The organism is Enterobacter sp. MGH 4 (assembly GCF_000534735.1).
Lineage (GTDB): Bacteria > Pseudomonadota > Gammaproteobacteria > Enterobacterales > Enterobacteriaceae > Enterobacter > Enterobacter intestinihominis.
In genome coordinates this window covers 1379535-1400437 of record NZ_KI973289.1, presented here as the reverse complement: position 1 = coordinate 1400437, position 20903 = coordinate 1379535, and the positions used below count along the sequence as shown (strand labels likewise).

22 protein-coding genes are annotated in these 20903 nt (G+C 54.3%); 9 read left to right on the top strand and 13 right to left on the bottom strand.

The features are described from left to right. Positions 1-75: 75 nt before the first annotated feature. Genes L350_RS15855 through eptA form a run of 3 tightly spaced genes read right to left on the bottom strand, consistent with a single transcriptional unit; the run spans position 76 to position 3493 of the window. Positions 76-1173, bottom strand: a complete 1098-nt coding sequence (locus tag L350_RS15855; protein ID WP_023299948.1) for an alkene reductase — start codon at positions 1171-1173, stop codon at positions 76-78. A 53-nt stretch (positions 1174-1226) separates the two neighbouring features. Continuing rightward, positions 1227-1826: a TetR/AcrR family transcriptional regulator gene (locus L350_RS15860; RefSeq protein ID WP_022647900.1), complete on the bottom strand. Its 600-nt coding sequence runs from the start codon at positions 1824-1826 to the stop codon at positions 1227-1229. 41 nt (positions 1827-1867) lie between these two features. Next, complete coding sequence (gene eptA / locus L350_RS15865) at positions 1868-3493, bottom strand: phosphoethanolamine transferase EptA (RefSeq protein WP_032624367.1); 1626 nt, start codon at positions 3491-3493, stop codon at positions 1868-1870. Positions 3494-3641: 148 nt separating this feature from the next. Here eptA and L350_RS15870 point away from each other — a divergent pair, with 148 nt between their 5' ends. The 3 genes from L350_RS15870 to sodC all read left to right on the top strand — a co-directional run bounded on the left by L350_RS15870 (position 3642) and on the right by sodC (position 5425). Continuing rightward, complete coding sequence (locus tag L350_RS15870; RefSeq protein ID WP_023299951.1) at positions 3642-3881, top strand: DUF1289 domain-containing protein; 240 nt, start codon at positions 3642-3644, stop codon at positions 3879-3881. A gap of 48 nt (positions 3882-3929) precedes the next feature. Further along, complete coding sequence (locus L350_RS15875) at positions 3930-4826, top strand: aldo/keto reductase (protein WP_023299952.1); 897 nt, start codon at positions 3930-3932, stop codon at positions 4824-4826. A gap of 80 nt (positions 4827-4906) precedes the next feature. Further along, entirely contained in the window at positions 4907-5425 is a 519-nt protein-coding gene (gene sodC, locus L350_RS15880; protein ID WP_032624366.1) for a superoxide dismutase [Cu-Zn] SodC, read from the top strand. Here sodC and L350_RS15885 read toward each other — a convergent pair. Genes L350_RS15885 through L350_RS15895 form a run of 3 tightly spaced genes read right to left on the bottom strand, consistent with a single transcriptional unit; the run spans position 5404 to position 8536 of the window. Then, a complete protein-coding gene (locus L350_RS15885) occupies positions 5404-7437 on the bottom strand; it encodes an FUSC family protein (protein WP_032624869.1) in 2034 nt (677 codons plus the stop codon). The two genes, sodC and L350_RS15885, sit on opposite strands and share 22 nt — an antisense overlap. Next, positions 7437-8297: an efflux RND transporter periplasmic adaptor subunit gene (locus L350_RS15890; RefSeq protein ID WP_032624867.1), complete on the bottom strand. Its 861-nt coding sequence runs from the start codon at positions 8295-8297 to the stop codon at positions 7437-7439. The genes L350_RS15885 and L350_RS15890 overlap by 1 nt, the downstream gene beginning before the upstream one ends. A 2-nt stretch (positions 8298-8299) precedes the next feature. Next, positions 8300-8536: a DUF1656 domain-containing protein gene (locus L350_RS15895; RefSeq protein ID WP_022647907.1), complete on the bottom strand. Its 237-nt coding sequence runs from the start codon at positions 8534-8536 to the stop codon at positions 8300-8302. A gap of 187 nt (positions 8537-8723) precedes the next feature. Here L350_RS15895 and slyA point away from each other — a divergent pair, with 187 nt between their 5' ends. Next, entirely contained in the window at positions 8724-9164 is a 441-nt protein-coding gene (gene slyA, locus L350_RS15900) for a transcriptional regulator SlyA (protein WP_032623345.1), read from the top strand. 38 nt (positions 9165-9202) lie between these two features. Here the strand turns inward: slyA and L350_RS15905 are convergent, their stop codons facing one another. Together L350_RS15905 and slyB are read right to left on the bottom strand one after the other, a co-directional pair. Continuing rightward, positions 9203-10564: a sensor domain-containing diguanylate cyclase gene (locus tag L350_RS15905; RefSeq protein WP_032624365.1), complete on the bottom strand. Its 1362-nt coding sequence runs from the start codon at positions 10562-10564 to the stop codon at positions 9203-9205. A gap of 196 nt (positions 10565-10760) precedes the next feature. Continuing rightward, a complete protein-coding gene (slyB, locus tag L350_RS15910) occupies positions 10761-11228 on the bottom strand; it encodes an outer membrane lipoprotein SlyB (RefSeq protein ID WP_022647910.1) in 468 nt (155 codons plus the stop codon). A gap of 255 nt (positions 11229-11483) precedes the next feature. Between slyB and anmK the strand changes: the two genes are divergently transcribed. The 5 genes from anmK (at position 11484) to pdxY (ending at position 16066) form a co-directional block, all read left to right on the top strand. Next, positions 11484-12608, top strand: coding sequence for an anhydro-N-acetylmuramic acid kinase (gene anmK, locus L350_RS15915; protein WP_032624364.1), 1125 nt, complete (start codon positions 11484-11486; stop codon positions 12606-12608). Positions 12609-12701: 93 nt separating this feature from the next. Then, positions 12702-13025: a C-type lysozyme inhibitor gene (mliC, locus tag L350_RS15920; RefSeq protein WP_022647912.1), complete on the top strand. Its 324-nt coding sequence runs from the start codon at positions 12702-12704 to the stop codon at positions 13023-13025. Positions 13026-13082: 57 nt separating this feature from the next. Beyond that, entirely contained in the window at positions 13083-13739 is a 657-nt protein-coding gene (gene pdxH / locus L350_RS15925) for a pyridoxamine 5'-phosphate oxidase (protein ID WP_032624363.1), read from the top strand. Between the two features lie 125 nt (positions 13740-13864). Next, positions 13865-15139, top strand: a complete 1275-nt coding sequence (tyrS, locus tag L350_RS15930; RefSeq protein WP_022647913.1) for a tyrosine--tRNA ligase — start codon at positions 13865-13867, stop codon at positions 15137-15139. Positions 15140-15205: 66 nt separating this feature from the next. Continuing rightward, positions 15206-16066, top strand: coding sequence for a pyridoxal kinase PdxY (gene pdxY, locus L350_RS15935; RefSeq protein ID WP_022647914.1), 861 nt, complete (start codon positions 15206-15208; stop codon positions 16064-16066). Between the two features lie 60 nt (positions 16067-16126). Here pdxY and gstA read toward each other — a convergent pair whose 3' ends face one another. From gstA to rsxG, 5 genes are all read right to left on the bottom strand, one after another. Further along, the gene (gene gstA, locus L350_RS15940) at positions 16127-16732 is read right to left on the bottom strand and encodes a glutathione transferase GstA (protein ID WP_032624362.1); all 606 of its coding nucleotides are present in this window, start codon (positions 16730-16732) and stop codon (positions 16127-16129) included. 105 nt (positions 16733-16837) lie between these two features. Further along, positions 16838-18346 carry a dipeptide/tripeptide permease DtpA gene (gene dtpA, locus L350_RS15945; RefSeq protein WP_023299961.1) on the bottom strand — a complete coding sequence of 503 codons (1509 nt, stop codon included), beginning with the start codon at positions 18344-18346 and terminating at the stop codon, positions 16838-16840. A gap of 608 nt (positions 18347-18954) precedes the next feature. Continuing rightward, on the bottom strand, positions 18955-19590 hold the full coding sequence (nth, locus tag L350_RS15950; RefSeq protein ID WP_015570668.1) for an endonuclease III: 636 nt from the start codon (positions 19588-19590) through the stop codon (positions 18955-18957). After that, on the bottom strand, positions 19587-20273 hold the full coding sequence (locus tag L350_RS15955; RefSeq protein WP_032624361.1) for an electron transport complex subunit E: 687 nt from the start codon (positions 20271-20273) through the stop codon (positions 19587-19589). Before L350_RS15955 ends, nth begins: the two co-directional genes overlap by 4 nt. Before the next feature lie 2 nt (positions 20274-20275). Then, positions 20276-20896, bottom strand: a complete 621-nt coding sequence (gene rsxG / locus L350_RS15960; protein ID WP_022647917.1) for an electron transport complex subunit RsxG — start codon at positions 20894-20896, stop codon at positions 20276-20278. Between the last annotated feature and the right edge of the window lie 7 nt (positions 20897-20903).

Sequence of the window (20903 nt, the reverse complement as noted above, 5' to 3'; positions counted from 1 at the left end):
GGATTATCTTTTTGAACAGAAACGATGTTTTAGTATAGCGGCGAAAGGTCGCCGCTATCAATGTACAAAGCGGGATTACAGTGAAGGGTAGTCGGTATAACCTTCCGCGCCGCCGCCATAGAAGCTTTCAGGGCGCTGCGGGTTCAGTTCGGCTTTCTTCTGCAAACGGGCAACCAGATCCGGGTTAGCAATGTAATCACGGCCAAAGGCCACGGCGTCGATCAGACCTTTACCGATCAGATCCTCGGCTTTCTCTGCCGTATAAGCGCCCGCCCCGATAATCACGCCGTGGAAGCGCTCGCGAACTTTCTGGCGGAAGGCTTCGCTGTAGGGCTTGCCGCCTGCCCAGTCCGGCTCGGACATGTGCAGATACGCGATACCGCGTTTAGCCAGCTCTTCAATCAGATACAGCGCATCCGCTTCTTCGTTCGGACCGTTGTCGACGTTCTGGAAGGTACCAATTGGGGAAACTCGAATACCAATGCGATCTGCGCTCCACTCATTACACACGGCATCTACCACTTCAAGCACCAGACGCGCGCGGTTTTCAACGCTGCCGCCGTACTGGTCGGTACGCTGATTGGAAGACGGTGACAGGAACTGGTGCAGCAGGTAGCCGTGCGCAGAGTGCAGCTCAACCAGGTCGAAGCCCGCTTCACGGGCGTTGGCGACGGCCTGACGGAAATCATTCACGATACCCGGGATCTCGTCCAGCTCAAGCGCGCGTGGCGTGGTGGTGTCGACGCGAATAGCATTACCGTTTTCATCGCGCAGGGAAGTGCGGGTATTCGCATTCAGGGCAGAGGCAGAAACGGGCGCCTGACCGCCAGGCTGGATGCTGCTGTGCGAGATACGACCGGTGTGCCACAGCTGAACCGCAATACGGCCATCTTCAGCATGAACGCCTGCGGTGATTTTTTTCCACGCGGCGATCTGTTCCGGGCTGTGCAGACCCGGCGCACCGGCGTAGCCTTTAGCCTGGGCAGAAATCTGCGTGGCTTCGGAAATAATCAGGCCCGAGCTGGCGCGCTGACGGTAATACTCACCCATCAATGGCGTTGGGATATCTCCCGGCTCGATGCTGCGCAGACGGGTAAGTGGGGCCATAAACACGCGGTTTGGGGCAGTAACGGCACCCACTTTCAGTGGGGTAAATAGCTTTTCAGCGGACATAATGGCTCCTGAGTAGACCAGTCGACTAGTAAAAGGGTAAATAAAAACGCCGGCTACACGCCAGGCGCGGTAATACAGTTTTTCACATGTGCCAGCGCGCTTTCGAGCGGCACGGCGCTGCGAGACATTTTTGCCTGCAGGTTGGCGCCTAACCAGAGGGAATAGAGCACCTGTGCCTGCGTGAGCGGATCGCCGGAGAAGGAGAGCGTTGTTTCATCGCGGCCTTTTTCCAGCGCCTGAGCCAGCAGAGCGATTACGCCGCTGGCCCCTTTATCCATGGCGGTGCGCATATCTTCGGAGAGATCGCACACTTCGGCAGACAGTTTTACCGTCAGGCACCCGCTGATGATGCCCTGCTGACAGAACTGCGTCAGCGTTTCCTGATAGTAGTTCAGAACACGATCCCGGTAGTCACCTTCGCCGCTGGCGAAGTGGGCTGCCAGGCGCTGATGGTAGCTGGCGTAGTGCCGCTCCAGCATGGCTACGCCAAACGCCTCTTTGGATCGAAAATAGTGATAAAACGATCCCTTAGGCACTTCAGCGGTTTTTAATAACTCGCTCAGCCCCATACCGGTAAACCCGCGATGCATGCAAAGGCGCTCGCCGGTAGCCAGCAAATGTTCTCGTGTATCGTGTTCTGTATGTCTGCTCATGCTCTTACTCTAATAGACCGTTCGGTCTAATGCAAGCCCGCTTAGCGACGACATTGCGACAAAATATCCAGCTGCGGCTGATAAACCACTGATTTCACGTCCATCATGCCCAGAACCGTGGCAAACAAATTGTCCTGTGAAACTGCCTCTTTTGCAGCATGGTTACGCAGGCAATCCGTGTTTACGCCGAAGTTTTTCGCATAGTCCGGGGAGAGCCAGAACATAAACGGAATATGCGTTTGCTGCTCCGGGGCCAGCATATACGGCGTACCGTGCAGGTAAATTCCGCTTTCGCCCAGCGATTCGCCGTGATCGGAGAGGTAAATGAGCGCTGTGTTCATACTGGCCTGCCGGGCTTTTAGCGCGTCGATGATTCGGCTGAGCACGCTATCGGTATACAGAATCGAGTTGTCATAGGTATTGATCAGCGACTGATGATCGCAATCCTGAATTTCATTGGTATCGCAGGTTGGGGTGAATTTCCGGAAGCGGTCCGGGTAACGGTTGTAATAAGCCGGACCGTGGCTGCCCATCAGGTGTATCACCAGTACGGTATCCTGCTTTATTCCGTCCAGCACGTTGTCCAGGCGGTACAGGTTGACGTCGTCGATACAGGATTTGTCCTTACAGAACTGATCCAGTTTCCACTGGGTCATATCCGTGTGCGGCACGCGGTCACAGGCACCTTTACACCCGCCGTCATTGTCACGCCACAGCAGGTTGAACCCGGCGTGGTTAAGCACATCGAGCAGTCCTTCCTGATGATGGGCGAGGTCCGCGTCATATTTTTTTCGCGTCATGCCGGAGAACATGCAGGGGACGGAAACGGCGGTTTCCGTGCCACAGGAGGAGGCCTGTGGGAAGTTGATGACATCCCGCTTTTTCAGCTCGGGGTTGGTTTCACGGGGGTAACCATTTAACGAATAGTTTGCAGCGCGGGAGGCTTCACCCACCACCAGAACCAGCACGGTTTTCTTACGTTGGCCGGAAATCAGCGCCCCTTTATGGGCATCCTCGCCAATGCGGACCAGCGTCTGGTCGCCGGCAAACCAGCGCATTTTACTGTACTTCACAACGGCGCTCACGTAGTTCGCCGGAGTGACCATTTTGACGATGCTTTTGTTATTGCGGAACAGCGAAGCATAGTCTTTATAGAACACTGCCGCGACGAGAATGATCACCAGCAGCGCACCCAGTATAGCGGCGAAACGTGTTAGCAGGGCATACCACCATTTTCCGGTTCGAATGCGCGTCAGGGCTAAGATGACGGAAGGGACCAGACCCGCGACGGCCAGCCACAGGATCAGCTGCGGCGTTACCAGGGCTGTCGCTTCCTGGGAGTTAGTCTCAAACACGTTCACAATCATGTTTTGATCGATAACCGCGCCATAGGTGTACATAAACCAGGTCGCGGCGGCGCATCCTATGGTCAGGGCAATCATGAGCGGCTTGCGAATAAAGGGAATATTCAGCAGGCTAAAAACAATGACCCAGCCGCAGAACAGAACCAGCGGCACACTGGCGGCAAAAAGCACGTCGTGCAGACGGGTAGGTGCGATGATTGACCAGCTGTGCTGGATAAACAGCGCATTGAACACGGTGAAGAAAAGCGCACAGGCGAGGGTAAATTTCGTATCGTTACAGTGTAACTTTTTAGTGAGCCACATGATGACCAGACCATTCGTTATATCAATGCGGCGAGTATAAGAAGGGAAGATTAGCGAAACCTTAATGCCCTGTTTGTGACGGACACGCCTTGCATGCAGGCCATTTAGGGTCTTCACTGTAGGGAATAATGACGTTCTGGAGGTAGGTGTGGCAGAGCAACTGGAATTTTTCCCTGTCCAGAGCCCGTGCCGGGGTATTTGCCAGGTTGATGAACGAGGATACTGCCGTGGCTGCATGCGCACACGCGATGAACGTTTTAACTGGCAAAATTTCAGCGACGCGCAAAAGCAGGAGGTCTTACGGCTCTGCCGACAACGTCTGCTGCGCAAAATTCGTGCAAACAAAGCGGTTGAAACCGAAGAACCTCAGCAACCTTCACTGTTTTAGCAGGGTAATTGCGTATACTGGTGACATGACTTCCTTGAGGAAAATGTTATGGTTCAGCGTATTACCCTTGCCCCGCAGGGCCCGGAATTCTCCCGATTCGTTATGGGCTACTGGCGCCTTATGGACTGGAATATGTCTCCGGTCCAGCTGGCGGACTTTATAGAAGAGCATCTCGATCTCGGGATCACCACCGTCGATCACGCTGATATTTATGGCGGCTATCAGTGCGAGGCCGCTTTTGGCGAAGCGCTGAAGCGTGCGCCAGCGCTGCGTGAACGTATGGAGATTGTGACCAAATGCGGTATTGCCACCACAGCAAAACCGGAGCATGCACTTGGGCATTACATCACTGACAGCGCGCATATCGTTAAAAGCGCTGAGCAGTCACTGGTCAACCTGGCCACCGATCGTATCGACCTGCTGCTGATCCACCGTCCCGATCCATTGATGGATGCGGATGAGGTTGCGGAAGCGTTCCTGACGCTACACCAGAGCGGCAAAGTGCGTCATTTTGGCGTGTCTAACTTCACCCCGGCACAGTTTGCGCTATTGCAGTCTCGCCTGCCGTTTACGCTGGCGACGAATCAGGTGGAGATCTCGCCTGTTCACCAGCCGCTGCTGCTGGACGGAACGCTCGATCAGCTGCAACAGTTACGCATTCGTCCGATGGCCTGGTCTTGTCTCGGCGGCGGTCGCCTGTTTAACGATGAGGCCTTCCAGCCGCTGCGTAACGAGCTTGAAACCGTGGCCCGCGAACTGAATGCGGAAAGCATCGAGCAGGTGGTTTACGCCTGGATCCTGCGCCTGCCGTCTAAACCGCTGCCAATTATCGGCTCCGGCAAAATTGAGCGCGTACGCGCTGCGCTGGTGGCTGAAGAGCTGGATATGTCGCGTCAGCAGTGGTTCCGCATCCGCAAGGCGGCGCTGGGCTACGACGTACCCTGAGTGCGTGGAGTCTGACTTTCCGGTGAAATCTGCGCCTCTGGTATAGACTTAAGGTGCAAAAAATAACCCGTGGAGGTCATATGAAGCGTTTTGCTCTGGCAGTGGTCACGCTGGTTGTTTGCGCAGGAGCGCAGGCAGCCAGCGAAGAAGTTGAAATGAATCTCGTCTCTTCTCAGGGAGTAGGCCAGTCCATCGGGACGGTGAAAATCACCGAAACCGATAAAGGGCTGGAATTTGCTCCCGATCTCAAGGCCCTTCCACCCGGTGAACATGGTTTTCACGTTCATGCCAAAGGCAGCTGTCAACCTGCAATGAAAGAGGGGAAACCTTCAGCCGCTGAGGCCGCTGGGGGGCATCTGGATCCGCACAACTCTGGTAAGCATGAAGGCCCGGAAGGTATGGGGCACCTCGGCGATCTGCCGGTGCTGGTGGTGAATAACGACGGTAAAGCCACCGATCCGGTTGTTGCGCCCCGGCTGAAAAAGATTGACGAGGTCAAAGGCAAGGCGCTGATGGTCCATGTGGGCGGCGATAACATGTCCGATCAACCTAAACCGCTTGGCGGCGGCGGGGCGCGCTATGCCTGCGGCGTGATCTGATCGCCAATTGTTCCGGGTGGCGGCGCCTGTTCAAGCTGTGACAGGGAGCAGTGCAGCCGCCAGATAATGGACGCCAGATCGCGGGCCGCAGGCTGATGGTGGTGCGCCAGAGCGTCGCAAATACGCTGAAGCTCGGCGAGCGTGACGCTCAGGGGGCGTTGCTGAACTCCGCGCTCGCTCATGACATCGCTGAGCATGGAAATACAATTATCGCGGACCTGCGAAAGCGGGTCGGAACGCGTCTCCCAGGCACGCAGCTGCCACACCACGTGCGAACAGTTCAGCAGCACCACGCCCCAGCGCAGTAGCCAGCGACGGGAGAGGGAATCCTGGCTGTTGTTCAGCTGGCTGACATGATGGTAAACCAGCGATTCATACTCGCTTTCACGCAGATGCGGCCTGCGGCTCAGTTGATCGACAAAACCCCTGCGCAGCTCACGAATATGCCTGCGGCTTTTACGCGCATCCGAGCCCGGGCGTAGCACGGCGAAAGCCAGCCACGCCAGCCCCACGCCGAGGATCTTCGCCAGGTTATCGTTGAGAAAATCAGCGTAATCGTAAACCGGAGGATTCGTTACAGAGATAAATGAGCCCATAAAAACAATCAACTGCCCCCACAGACCGGCCAGTTTTGGCATTTGCAGTTTGAGCAACTGCATGGTGGTTAATAGCGGGAAGAGAAACAGCAGAAATTGCCAGAGGTCGGTTATCTGCACCATCAAACCAAATTTCACCACGAAGCTGAACAGCGACAGCAGTACCAGCGTACGCAGCAGAAGCGTCAGGGAATTAAACGGGGAAGCTGCGACGGAATAGAGCACGCAGCTGATTGCCGCAAGCGTCAGGGCTGCACTGCCCGCATCCCATTGGGTGGTGATGGCCCATGCACCCACGGCCGTCAACGCGCAAAACGTACGAAAACCGCTCCACAGCGCCTCCATTGCGTCGGTATGGCGCGCCAGAGCTGGGCTACCGGGAACGGAAAATTCGGTGACGGGCGTGGCATTTTCGACGGCTTTTAACCAGCGGCTGCTGCGCAGATACAGGCGGCAGAAATAGTTCAGACGCTGCCAGAAGGCGCGGTGCCGGTAATCATATTCATCCGTTGGGGCGAGCGGCGCGATAATGCGGGCCACGGTATAGATATCGGCATCCGGACGCGCAAGGGCGGCGAGCAGCGCCTCGATAACTTCCCGGGTATGGGCTGGCGGCGCAGGCCAGTTCAGCAACATCCGGCGAAGGCTTGAGATCGCACTCGTCATCCGCAATTGCTGGTGCAGTAAATAGTTCAGGAGCGTGTTCTGGCGACGAAAACGGTAGTGGCTCCAGAATGCCTGGATGCGTAACAGGTTCATGGTCAGGATCTGGCCGATGACCTTTTCGTGTGCTAGACGGATGTTATCGCTGCTATCAGGCTGCCAGAGCAGGCTGGCATGTTCCAGCAAACGCGCGTGCATCGTTTTAAGGGCGGTGATAAGCGTAGTGCCATCCGAGGTGCTGGGCAGGATCATCATCATGACGCCGCCGCACAGAATGCCGACCATCACTTCACACACGCGTGCCTGGGCGATATCCCATAGCTCGGTGGTATCCAGCACGTTGACGACCGGAAAGGCGATAATGGCTGCGGTGTAACCTGCCAGTTGAAACGCGTACGCAACGTTGTTGGTAAAATGGGCGCAGGCCCAGGTGCACAGCCCCAGCCATGCCGACATGCTTAACAGAAAGAGCCAGGGATCGTTCAGGGTATGGCCGGCAAGAAGCAGTGCAGCGGTCGCACCCAGCAGGCTACCCGCCACGCGCCCGAGGCTTTTACTGATAACGCCCCCGACGGTAGGGAAGCTGACGACCGCAGCAGAGGTCATCGCCCAGTAAGGCTCATCCAGATTCAGATAATAGGCTACCGTAAGCGCAAGGCACATGGCGATGCCGTTACGCAGCGCGTAACGCCACTGCGGCCGTGTCGCTTTTATCCACGGCGTATTGCGCCAGGAGAAAGCCCCCAGGTTCATCATCGCGATCCGATGGCGACGGTGCAGGTTGTGCCAGAGACCAGAGTAATGTCTTTCGGCAGTTGCTCAAACTCGACGCGAACAGGCACCCGCTGAGCCAGACGCACCCACGGTACGTTGGGTTTGATGTCAGGCACCAGGCCAGAATCGGTTTCCACGCTCTGATCGTAAATTGCCCGACCTATGCTGCTAACGTGACCCTGTAACGTTTCTGCACCGCTGTAAAGCGTGATCCGGGCAGGCGCACCCTCGCGGATATGGCGCAGCTTGGTCTCTTCAAAATAACCTACAACATAGAAAGAGTGGCTATCTACCAGGGCAAAGACCGGCTGGCCTGTGGTGGCGTAATCCCCCACACGGGTCGACAGGCTCGTGATCCATCCATCCACCGGAGCTTTGACAACGGTCTGGGTCAGTTGCCACTCGGCCTGTTTCAGCGTTGCCTCTGCAACCTTCAGGCTGGCCTGCATGGCTTTTACATTGATATTGGCGGTATCGAGATCTTCCGCAGAGATGTAATTCCTCGACAGATGTCGGCGACGTTCGGCTTCGTTATTGGCTTTTGCCAGATCTGATTGAGCTTTTGCGAGCTGCGCCTGGGCATTGAGCACCGCAATGTGGAAAGGGGTCTCATCGATGCGGAATAACACATCGCCCGCATGAACGAACTGGTTGTCCTTCACCAGCAGCGCGCTGATACTGCCGGACACCTGTGGCGTGATGCTGACCTGTTCTGCGCGGATCTTGCCGTCACGCGTCCAGGGCGACTGCATGTAATAATTCCAGAGCCACCAGCCGGCCATAAGCGCCAGCGCTAAAACGAAAAGAGTGGAAAAATATTTTAACGTTTTCAATGCTATTCTCACCACACGGTTAACACGGCAAGGCCAAGACAGACGGAAAGGGTAAACAGGGAGAGATCCATTAACATCGGGTGCCAGATTTCACCGGAATACATCCAGTCGCGCAGCAGACGATGCGCAATGAGCCAGATCACAAAACCGACCATCACGGCTTTAAACAGTGGCGGAAAGTAGACCGATGCGCCGACAATCAGATCCTGGAGGGGCAACCCTGCGGAGAGGGAAAAGAACGTCACAAGCAGTGATCCTTTGCAGTGGGGTGAGGGCCACAATGGCATATTTCAATGCGATGGCGCATTACCGTTCAGTGTAAATCATCCTTTCAGGAATGATGAATACCGTGATTGCATTTGTTTTGGCAATACAAATACTGCAAACTATTCTAAAATCACTATAATCACTTAGCAAGCTAATTATAAGGAGATGAAATTGGAATCGCCATTAGGTTCTGATCTGGCAAGGTTGGTACGCATCTGGCGTGCTCTGATTGACCATCGCCTGAAACCTCTGGAACTCACGCAGACGCACTGGGTTACGCTGCATAACATTCATCAGCTCCCGCCCGACCAGTCACAGATCCAACTGGCAAAAGCGATTGGCATTGAGCAGCCGTCACTGGTGCGCACTCTTGACCAACTGGAAGAGAAGGGACTTATCTCCCGACAAACCTGCGCCAGCGACCGTCGCGCCAAGCGGATCAAATTGACGGAAAAAGCGGCCCCGATTATTACTGAGATGGAAGCTGTCATCAGTAAAACGCGTGGGGAGATCCTTGAAGGTATTTCCCCCGCTGAGCTGGAGATGCTGATAGGACTCATCGCCCGTCTTGAGCAGAACATCCACGATCTGCAGTCTCGCGACTGACCGAACGTAAAGGCCTTGCGAAATCAAGGCCTTTCTTATTATCTGAACACCACCACCCGGTTGCGCCCCGTCTCTTTTGCCTCATACATGGCTTTATCCGCGCTCTCCACGCAGGTTTCCGCACTGGTTTCCGGCGAGGTTGCGGTGAATACGCCCATGCTGATGGTAATGGGTTCCGGCAGATGACCGCCGCTGCTGGCTTTATCAAACCCGCTCAGCTTGAGGCGAATGCGCTCGGCCACCTGCCGCGCGGCGTCTGAAGGGGTATTTGTCAGCATCAACACAAACTCTTCACCACCGATTCGGGCCGCGATATCCTGGGGGCGCACGGAATCCGTCAGCAGATTAGAGACGAACTGTAATACCTTATCGCCCTGCAAATGCCCGTAACAGTCGTTGATACGTTTGAAACGGTCAAGGTCGCTTACCACCACCGATACCGGGTGTGCCTCCGTTGCAGAGCTGAGGGCATAGTTTAATGAATCATAAAAATAGCTGCGATTATAAAGACGGGTAAGCGGGTCGCGGATTGAATTTTGATATGACTGTTGGTATTTGACGTGCGAGTCACGATACAAATTAAAGACGTCGGAAAGCAAAATGAAAATAATCATTAATGTCGCGACAGTTTCGAATAACCGGGCGCGGTACCATGATACATCTTCTACGTATCCACCTACCAACAGCATTAACAGCGTGACGACATAACAGACGCATAAAAAATTGCCGCCCGCCCAGAACAAATTTCTTATCCGGGTCACGACCATCAGGGTGATTAATGTGACAACCCAAAGAATGACCAAAATGATGTTGATGGTCTGGCTCCAGAGAATCATGAACTGCCGGGTTTCATTATCCACAAGATCCAGGGTTAACGTCGTGGAATGGCTGGAATAGAACCACGCCAGCCAAAGCATGCAGCCCGTAAAGAGAGCCGATCCGACAACAATACCGATGTGGGTGCTTCGTGAAAGGGGGGAAACGCGAAGCGTATAAAGTAAGGCTGAGGCCATCATGAGCACCGCCATTAAGAGGTGTCGGAACATATAAAAGATCATCGCGTCATTATAGTTCGCCTCGTTGAACTGATAGAGATCCAGCCAACCTGGAAAACTGGATAGCGTACCCACCATCAGCAGTGCTGAACCGGCAAAGGCTGACGCAATCGGAACGAGATATAGCCGTTTTTTATCACACCAGTATTTCATTGCAATAAAACAGGCGATAAACAGATGGAATACCAGAAGAAAAATAGTGAGCGTAGGGAAAAATAGCGGAGAGAATGAAGGAACCCATTCAACAAGTTTTATAAAACAACCTTGTAACACGGCAATGATAAAAATGCACCCAAGTGCAAAGGCCACAAAGCGGTTCATTACAAATCGACAGTTCGCAAGCATAGAATCTTAAAAAATTAAAAAGAGGAAAAAGAGAATCAGACGAGTCTAAAGGAGGGAAATAAAAAATACTTTGAGCAGGAACAATATCAGAGGGAATTAATTATACGCCGTGTGAATGTATTTTTATAAATACATTTTTTAAAATGATAGTTTTGGTAAATGGATGCGGCCCGAAAGGACCGCATCCGTCGGGATATTAACGCGGGGAGACGGTGACCTGGCTACCGTTGCTTGCCAGTACAACACGCTGGCCTGCAGAGAAGCGAGTATTACCCTGTTTCTGCACAACCATAATGGTGCTGCCATCGTCTTTACGGATTTCCAGCTCAACGCCCTGAGTTTTGTTCATCGCACCCTGAACGCCCTGACCCGCTACGCCGCCTGCAACTGCGCCTGCTGCGGTAGCCAAAGAGCGACCGGTGCCGCCACCAATGGTGTTACCCAGGAAACCACCCAGCACAGCACCACCGATTGCGCCCACGACGTTCGTGTCATCACCACCCTGAATCTGAACAGGACGGGCATTAACGATAGTACCGTAGGTCACGTTCTGTACCTGTTTAGCTTCAGAAGCACTATATACGTCGCCGGAGAGTGAATTGTCGTTCACACAACCCGCCAGTGTTAAACCAATCAGCGAAACGCCCAGTACACGTAAAATCATTTGACTCTCCTGTTCACCAAAAAACGCCCGGTTGGGGCATCCGTTATGGCTAAATTATATGGCATTCCTGACCACAGTTCATATCTTTGCATGCCGAATAGATAAATTTTACCTGAACAGGGCTTAACGGGACATAAACAAAAACCGTCTGTGCTACAGGTCTGAGATTGTTAAAAAATATTATCACCGCATAGCAAAGCAGCGTTATTTATGATGGAGTGGTTGCACTTAGCCCATGTAACGTAAGGAAAGCGCATGAAATCGGGTCGCTATATCGGTGTGATGTCTGGTACCAGTCTTGACGGTGTGGATGTCGTTCTGGCCGCCATTGATGAAAACATGGTGGCGCAGCAGGCAAGCCTGACCTGGCCTATTCCGGTCTCGTTAAAAGAAGAGATCCTGAGCATCTGCCAGGGGCAACAGCTGACGCTTTCCCAACTGGGCCAACTGGATGTGCGTCTGGGGGCGCTGTTTGCTGATGCGGTATTGGCCCTGATGCAGCAAGAAAGACTTCATCCGCAGGATGTCGTGGCAATAGGTTGCCATGGGCAGACCGTCTGGCATGAACCTGTCGGCGAGGCGCCGCACACGATGCAAATTGGCGATAATAACCAGATTGTGGCAAAAACCGGCGTGACGGTGGTGGGGGATTTCCGTCGTCGCGATATGGCCCTCGGCGGGCAGGGGGCGCCGCTGGTTCCGGCATTTCATCAGGCGCTGCTGGCGCACCCGGTGGAGCGCAGAATGGTTCTGAACATTGGCGGGATTGCCAACCTGTCAATGCTCATTCCCGGGCAGCCCGTGCGTGGATACGATACCGGGCCCGGTAATATGCTGATGGATGCCTGGATCTGGCGTCAGAACGGTAAACCCTACGACAAAGACGCGCAGTGGGCCAGCCAGGGGAAAGTGATCCTTCCCTTGCTGCAAGCCCTGTTAAGCGATCCATTCTTTGCCCTGCCAGCGCCGAAAAGCACGGGGCGAGAGTATTTCAACTACGGCTGGCTTGAACGTCATCTGGCACGCTTCCCCGGCCTTGCGCCTCAGGATGTGCAGGCTACGCTGACTGAGCTTACCGCCGTGTCGATTTCTGAACAGGTGTTGCTCAGCGGCGGGTGCGAGCGTCTGCTGGTATGCGGAGGCGGAAGCCGCAACCCGCTCCTGATGGCACGCCTCGCCGCCCTGCTGCCGGGCACCGAAGTCACGACCACTGACGAAGCCGGGATCAGCGGAGACGACATGGAAGCGCTGGCCTTCGCCTGGCTTGCCTGGCGTACGGTTGCCGGTCTGCCCGGGAATTTACCCTCCGTAACCGGTGCGCGAGAGGCGAGCGTCCTCGGTGCTATTTTCCCGGCAAATCCGCGCCATAATCAGAGTTAACTGAAATTCAGCGGGAGGCATAACCCGTAAAATAGGGAAAAACAGGAGGGCGGTTAGGCCCTCCAGGACCAGGATAGTCTTCGGAATCTGCCCATGAAAAAACTTCTTCTCATTGCTGTACCTTTTCTTATGACCGGATGCAGCGTCTATAACCAGTTCGTTGAGCGTATGCAAACCGATACGCTGGAATATCGTTGTGATGAAAAACCGCTGACGGTGAAGCTGAACAACACTCGCCAGGAAGCCAGCTTTGTTTATGACAATAAGTTGTTGACGCTGAAGCAGGGGATGTCCGCCTCCGGGGCGCGTTACACGGATGGGATCTACGTCTTCTGGTCAAAAGGTGACAGCGCCACCGTCTATAAGCGAGACCGCATTGTGCTGAACAATTGTCAGCTGGAAAATCCGAAGCGTTGAGATTTTTGAAGGGGGCGCGCACAATAGCGCCACCCAACCTCACTTTCAGCTAACGCCATGTCAGATAACGACGAACTACAGCAAATTGCGCATCTGCGCCGTGAATACACCAAAGGCGGTCTGCGCCGCCAGGATCTTCCCGCCGAACCGCTGGTGCTTTTTGAACGCTGGCTGAAACAGGCCTGCGAAGCGAAACTGGCCGACCCGACGGCGATGGTCGTTGCCACGGTTGATGATAACGGTCAGCCGTATCAACGCATCGTTCTTCTTAAGCATTATGACGAGAAAGGGCTGGTGTTCTACACCAACCTTGGTAGTCGTAAAGCGCATCACCTGGAAAATAATCCGCGTATTAGCCTGCTCTTCCCGTGGCATATGCTTGAGCGCCAGGTGATGGTTACCGGCAAGGCAGAGCGCCTCTCTACGCTCGAAGTGGTGAAATATTTCCACAGCCGACCGCGCGACAGTCAGATTGGCGCCTGGGTTTCTAAACAGTCCAGCCGAATCTCGGCCCGCGGCGTACTTGAAAGTAAATTCCTCGAACTCAAACAGAAGTTTCAGCAGGGTGAAGTGCCGCTGCCGAGTTTCTGGGGCGGGTTCCGCATCCCCATTGAGCAGATGGAATTCTGGCAGGGCGGTGAGCACCGCCTGCACGACCGCTTTTTATACCAGCGCGACAACGGTGGCTGGAAAATAGACCGACTGGCACCGTAATCCCCAAAATTTGTTGATTTAAGCGCTAGCGCACACCGCGCTGGCGCTTTATTCTATGGTCCTTTCGCGTCAGGCGAAAAGTCGTGTACCGGCAAAGGTGCAGTCGTTTATACATGGAGAATTTGATGGCAAGCAGTAACTTGATTAAACAATTGCAAGAGCGGGGCCTGGTGGCCCAGGTGACGGACGAGGAAGCGTTAGCAGAGCGACTGGCGCAAGGCCCGATCGCGCTCTATTGCGGCTTCGATCCCACCGCTGACAGCTTGCATTTGGGGCATCTTGTTCCATTGTTATGCCTGAAACGCTTCCAGATGGCGGGTCATAAGCCTGTTGCCCTGGTTGGCGGTGCGACTGGTCTGATTGGCGACCCAAGTTTCAAAGCCGCTGAGCGTAAGCTGAATACCGAAGACACCGTGCAGGAGTGGGTGGATAAGATCCGTAAACAGGTTGCACCGTTCCTGGATTTCAACTGTGGTGACAACGCTGCGATTGCGGCGAACAACTACGACTGGTTTGGTGGCATGAACGTGCTGACGTTCCTGCGTGACATCGGCAAACACTTCTCTGTTAACCAGATGATTAACAAAGAAGCGGTCAAGCAGCGTCTTAACCGTGACGATCAGGGTATCTCTTTCACCGAGTTCTCCTACAACCTGTTGCAGGGGTATGACTTCGCCTGCCTGAACAAGCTGCACGGCGTGTCGCTGCAAATTGGCGGTTCTGACCAGTGGGGTAACATCACCTCCGGTATCGATCTGACCCGTCGCCTTCACCAGAATCAGGTGTTTGGTCTGACCGTGCCGCTGATCACCAAAGCAGACGGTACCAAGTTTGGTAAAACCGAAGGCGGCGCAGTATGGCTTGATCCGAAGAAAACCAGCCCGTACAAATTCTACCAGTTCTGGATCAACACGGCGGATGCCGACGTTTATCGCTTCCTGAAATTCTTCACCTTTATGGATATCGAAGAAATCAATGCGCTGGAAGAAGAAGACAAGAACAGCGGTAAAGCACCGCGCGCCCAGTATGTGCTGGCCGACGAAGTGACTAAACTGGTTCACGGTGAAGAAGGTCTGGCAGCGGCGAAACGCATTACGGCGAGCCTGTTCAACGGGACCCTGAGCGATTTAAGCGAAGCGGACTTCGAACAGCTTGCTCAGGATGGCGTGCCGATGGTGGAGATGGAAAAAGGCGCCGATCTGATGCAGGCGCTGGTGGACTCCGAGCTCCAGCCGTCTCGCGGTCAGGCGCGTAAAACCATCGCCTCTAACGCGATCACCATTAATGGCGAAAAACAGGCCGATCCGGAATACACCTTTACCGAGAACGACCGTCTCTATGGTCGCTACACGCTGCTGCGTCGCGGTAAGAAAAATTACTGCCTGGTCTGCTGGAAGTAATTAAAAGTACGCAGGGGCGTGGGAAACCACGCCCCTTTTGTTTTGACAGGGTTTGGTAAGTACAACATGAAGAACATCCTCGCCATTCAGTCCCACGTTGTTTTTGGACATGCTGGCAACAGCGCTGCGGAATTCCCGATGCGCCGCCTCGGGGCCAACGTCTGGCCCCTCAATACCGTTCAGTTCTCGAATCACACCCAGTACGGTAAATGGACCGGCTGCGTGATGCCGCCGTCGCATCTGACGGAGATCGTTCAGGGGATTGCGGATATCGACCAGCTTAAACGCTGCGATGCCGTACTGAGCGGTTATCTGGGTTCGGCGGAGCAGGGGGAACATATCCTCGGCATTGTGCGCCAGGTGAAAGCGGCAAACCCCGCGGCGAAATATTTCTGCGATCCGGTGATGGGACATCCGGAAAAAGGCTGCATCGTCGCGCCGGGCGTTGCGGAGTTTCATGTCCGTCATGCATTGCCTGCCAGCGATATTATTGCGCCCAACCTGATTGAACTTGAGATCCTGTGCGAGCATCCAGTCAACAGCGTAGAAGAGGCTGTACGCGCCTCTCGCGAGCTGATCGCCCAGGGGCCAGAGATTGTGCTGGTTAAGCACCTGGCACGCGCAGGGTTGAGCCAGGACCGTTTTGAAATGCTGTTGGTGACGAAGGATGAAGCCTGGCACATCAGTCGACCGCTGGTGGATTTCGGTACACGTCAGCCTGTCGGGGTTGGGGATGTGACCAGCGGTTTGCTGCTGGTGAAGCTATTGCAGGGCGCAAGCCTGCGCGATGCGCTGGAGCACGTAACCGCAGCCGTTTATGAAATCATGATTGCGACGAAGACGATGCAGGAATATGAGCTCCAGGTGGTCGCGGCGCAGGATCGCATCGCGAAGCCCGAGCATTATTTCAGCGCAACCCAATTGTAAGAGCAGGGATAGTGTAGGCCGGGTAAGCGCAGCGCCACCCGGCAATACAGCGCGCTCGGATTAATTCAACCCTTCTGCCTTCAGCGCCGCCGCCACCGCAGGACGCTCCGCCACGCGCGTCATATACGACGCGACATGGTCTAACCCTTCCATGTTCAGCTTAACCGCGCGTGCCCAGCGCAGAACGGTAAACAGATAGGCATCGGCGATGGTGAAACGCGAGCCACAGATCCACTGGTCGTCTTTCAGCGCGTCGTTAACGTACTGCAACTTTTTCTCCAGCAGCGTGCGCACGGTCGGTTTGTACTCTTCCGGAGTATCCGGGCGGAACAGCGGCGTAAAGCTTTTGTGCAGCTCGGTCGCGATGTAGTTAAGCCACTCAAGGGTTTTATAGCGAGAGATACTGCCTGTTGGTGCCAGCAGCTGACGATCAGGCACGTTGTCGGCCAGGTACTGCATTATCGCCACGCCTTCGGTCAGCAGCGTACCATCATCCAGCAGCAGGGCCGGAACCTGCCCTTTTGGGTTAATCGCAAAAAAGTCATCCCCGTTTTCCAGGCGCTTTTTCATCAGGTCAACGCCGTCCAGCGTGAAATCCTTACCGCTCTCGCGAAGGGTGATATGCGAAGCAAGAGAGCAGGCGCCCGGTTTATAGAACAGTTTCATCGGTAACTCCTTTTTGCTGAGGTTCCCGCTATGTTAGTGCGCGTTCAGATAAAAAAAAAGCCGCTAATCAATTAGCGGCTTCTGTTCAGTCGTTTCCCGATGACATTACGCGTTCGCGGTGTTGGTCGCTTTAGCGGATTTGTCGTCGTCCTGCGTCATACGATTGAGTTTTGGTGCGGTGAGCAGCATCAGCACGGCAATTACGGCTGTCGCGATACCAATTTGCATGAACACGGTACCGTAGACGTTCAGGGAGACCAGCGGGTCGGTAACGTTGTCCGGTACCGCCATCAGGTTCGCAATCTTACCTGCAATGATGGCTGCGCCAGCGGTCGTCAGGAACCAGCTACCCATGATGAAGCCCATCAGACGCTGAGGGACCAACTGTGCAACCATCGCCAGGCCCAGACCGGAGATCATCAGTTCACCGATGGATTGCAGCGCATAGCTTAGGATCAGCCAGTTAACAGACACGATACCCGCGTCGGTCGCGAATTTCGTCCCCAGCGGCAGCACCAGGAATGCGCCAGAGCACAGCACCATACCGATAGCGAACTTGTGCGGCATCGGCAGACGGTCGCCCATCTTGTTATAGATAGCGGCCAGAATCGGGCTACCAATCATGATCCAGAACGGGTTCAGTGCCTGGTACTGCTCCGGCTCGAACGCGATACCCAGGATGGAGTGCTCAACGTTGCGGATTGCGAAGAAGTTCAGAGACGTCGGCATCTGGCTGTACAGGACGAAGAAGATAATCGCTTCCAGCATCAGGATGAACGCCACAATCATCTTACGACGTGCCGCACCCTGCATCGCGAAGGCTTCTTTAGCGAAGATAATCACGATACCCAGCGCAACCACGGCCAGCACGGCACGTGCAATACCCTGGTTGTGCAGCAGCCAGGTCGCGACAGCGGCCAGGATCACAATGCCGACGATGGTTGCCAGCAGTTTGCCCATATGCACGGGTTCGAAGTCTGGTTTAGAACCATAATCTTTAACCCAGCTGCGACAGAACAGGAAGTTCACAACGGTGATCAGCATACCCACGAAGCTCAGCGCAAACGCTACGCTCCAGCCGAATTTCGCGGCCAGCCATGGGGTTGCCAGCATAGAGAAGAATGAACCGATGTTGATGGACATGTAGTACATGGTAAATGCACCGTCCAGACGCGGATCATCTTTGTTGTAGCAGGTAGAAAGCAGGGAGGAAGGGTTAGCCTTAAAGAGGCCGTTACCTACCGCGATGGTAGCCATGCCCATGTATACCACGCCCGCATCGTGCCCGGACCATGCAACCAGACCATAGCCAATCGCCAGAACCACGGCGCCCAGCATAATGACACGTTTCGTACCGAGAACTTTATCGCCTAACCAGCCGCCGATGGCGACCAGGCCATAGACCAGAGCGCTGAACGACGAGAACAGCGTGATGGAATCGGCTTCGGACATACCCAGTTGCTTAACCAGGTAAACGGCCATAATCCCTTGCAGGCCGTAGTAGCCAAAACGCTCCCATAATTCGATAGAGAAAATGAGATAGAACGCTTTAGGCTGTTTGAAAGCGTTAAGACTTACGCTCTCATCTGTTGGTTTATTGTTTGCAGTAGACACATATACCTCTTTTTTTACATCCCATATTAACGGGGGTGTTCATAGCGTGATGACCGTAGTCCATCCGCTTTATAGTTATATTGGGAGGGGAAACGGCGGGTAATGTTCACTATCCAGCCCCATCTGGCAATACGTTTGTAATAATCTGTTACATATAACTGTGACGGTATAATCATCGGTTCACGCAAATGTTATGCAGCGTTAAATTTCATCCGTTGAGAATTGGTGGTTTTTTTCACTGTAAATGACCCTGATGAATGGCTGTATGGCGATATGTTCTGCTATTTTGGGTGAAAAGCAGTGATATAGCCCATATTCTGAAAAATGACTGGTCTTATATGCGGTGAGTAAAGGATGAGAACTTGTCTGGCAAAGGCGTGGAGAGGGTTTTAACAACAAAAATCCAACATCAAGTTATCAGAGTGATCGCGATCACAGATGTATAGAAATTTTTGGTGATGAAAAAACTATTAACCTGTTTGAGTGTTAAATATCCGCAGAATCGACAACGCTTTATGGACAATGAGAGGGGAAATTACGGCCAAGGGAGAAGATATCAGAGCCCTTGTTTAATCTAAGGGCTTGAACAGTAACAAGTGGATGTACCTTCAGGGATAGACTTTTTCTTTGTATTCACAGAGATCTTCGATAATGCAGGAGCCGCAGCGTGGCTTACGTGCAATACAGGTATAGCGCCCGTGAAGGATTAGCCAGTGATGGCAATCCACCTTAAATTCCGCAGGGACCACTTTTAATAGCTTTTCTTCCACCTCTTCCACGTTTTTACCCGGCGCGAACCGGGTGCGATTAGAAACGCGGAAGATGTGAGTGTCCACGGCGATCGTCGGCCAGCCAAACGCCGTGTTGAGCACGACATTTGCCGTTTTACGCCCGACGCCTGGCAACGCTTCCAGCGCTGCGCGATCTTCCGGGACTTCACCGCCGTGCTGCTCAAGCAGGATCCGGCAGGTCTTAATGACGTTTTCGGCCTTACTGTTAAACAGGCCGATGGTCTTGATATAGGATTTTACCCCTTCAACCCCCAGCTCCAGCATAGCCTGCGGCGTATTGGCGACAGGGTAGAGCAGGGCCGTGGCTTTGTTGACGCTCACGTCAGTGGCCTGCGCAGAGAGCAGCACCGCGATCAACAGTTCAAACGGCGAGTTAAAATTCAGCTCTGTCGTTGGATGAGGATTCTCATCGCGCAGGCGCGTCAGGATCGCAATGCGTTTCTCTTTATTCATACTGCTTTCTCGGGGATCCCTTCCTGTACGCCGCGTTCAGCGGCGCGGCGTTTACGTTTTTCATCAATCAGGTATTTTAACGCCAGCATCATCCCAAGGCCAATGAAGGCGCCTGGCGGTAGCATGGCCAGCAGGAATGGGGTGTCCGTATGGAACACCTCGATACGCAGCGATTTCGCCCAGCCGCCAAGCAGCGCGTCCGCACCGTCGAAGAGCGTACCGTTGCCCAGAATTTCACGCAGAGAGCCGAGGACGAACATGGCGGCAGTCGCGCCCATGCCGATGGAAAACCCATCCAGCGCGGAAATTGCCGGGTTGTTTTTCACCGCGAAGGCTTCAGCGCGTCCCACGACAATACAGTTAGTCACGATAAGCGGAATGAAGATCCCGAGCGACTGGTACAGGCCAAATGCGTAGGCGTTAATCAGCATTTGCACGACGCTGACCACCGATGCAATGATCATGACATAAATCGGAATACGGATTTCCGATGGCGTCCAGCGGCGCAAAACAGAAATGGAGAAGTTGGTCAGGGTCAGCACCAGCGTGGTCGCCAGCCCCAGCCCGAGCGCGTTGGTGGCGGTAGACGTCACCGCCAGCAGCGGGCACAATCCCAACAGCTGTACCAGTGCCGAGTTGTTTTTCCAGAGTCCCTGGACGATAACCTCTTTAACCTGGCTCATGGTCACTCCTCACAGGCGGAAAGATGATTGATCTGCGCGGGCAGCGTTTCGGCATACAGACCGGCGCGTTTGACGGCGTTGACGACCGCGCGGGGCGTAATCGTGGCGCCCGTGAACTGGTCAAACTCACCGCCATCTTTTTTCACCGCGAAAGCAGGATCGTCCTCGCCATGAATCATCTTACCGGCAAAGTGTAAAATCCAGTCGCTCAGGCGTGTTTCAATTTTGTCGCCAAGGCCCGGCGTTTCGTGATGTTCCGTCACGCGCGTACCCAGCACGGTGCCGGAAAAATCGCTGCCTACCAGCAGCTGAATTGCGCCAGAGTAACCGTCCGGCGCGGTGGCTTCCATGATGGCACCCACCGGGTTCTCGCCCTTACGGGCAATATAAACGCGGTGGCTTCCTTTACCGAGCTGCGGGGCCTGCACGACAAAGCAGCTTTTTTGCAGGTTATTATCATAGAAGTCTGATGGGATCACCTGATCGAACAACGCCTTTTGCTGCTTCATTGCCTGCTCTTCAATGGTGCTTTTCGTCAGTTCATTTACCAGCGCGGTCAGCCCGGTGAGGGCGGCGGCGAAGATCGCCAGCGTGACGCCGTGTTTTTGCATAGTCTTTAGCATGGCGTAA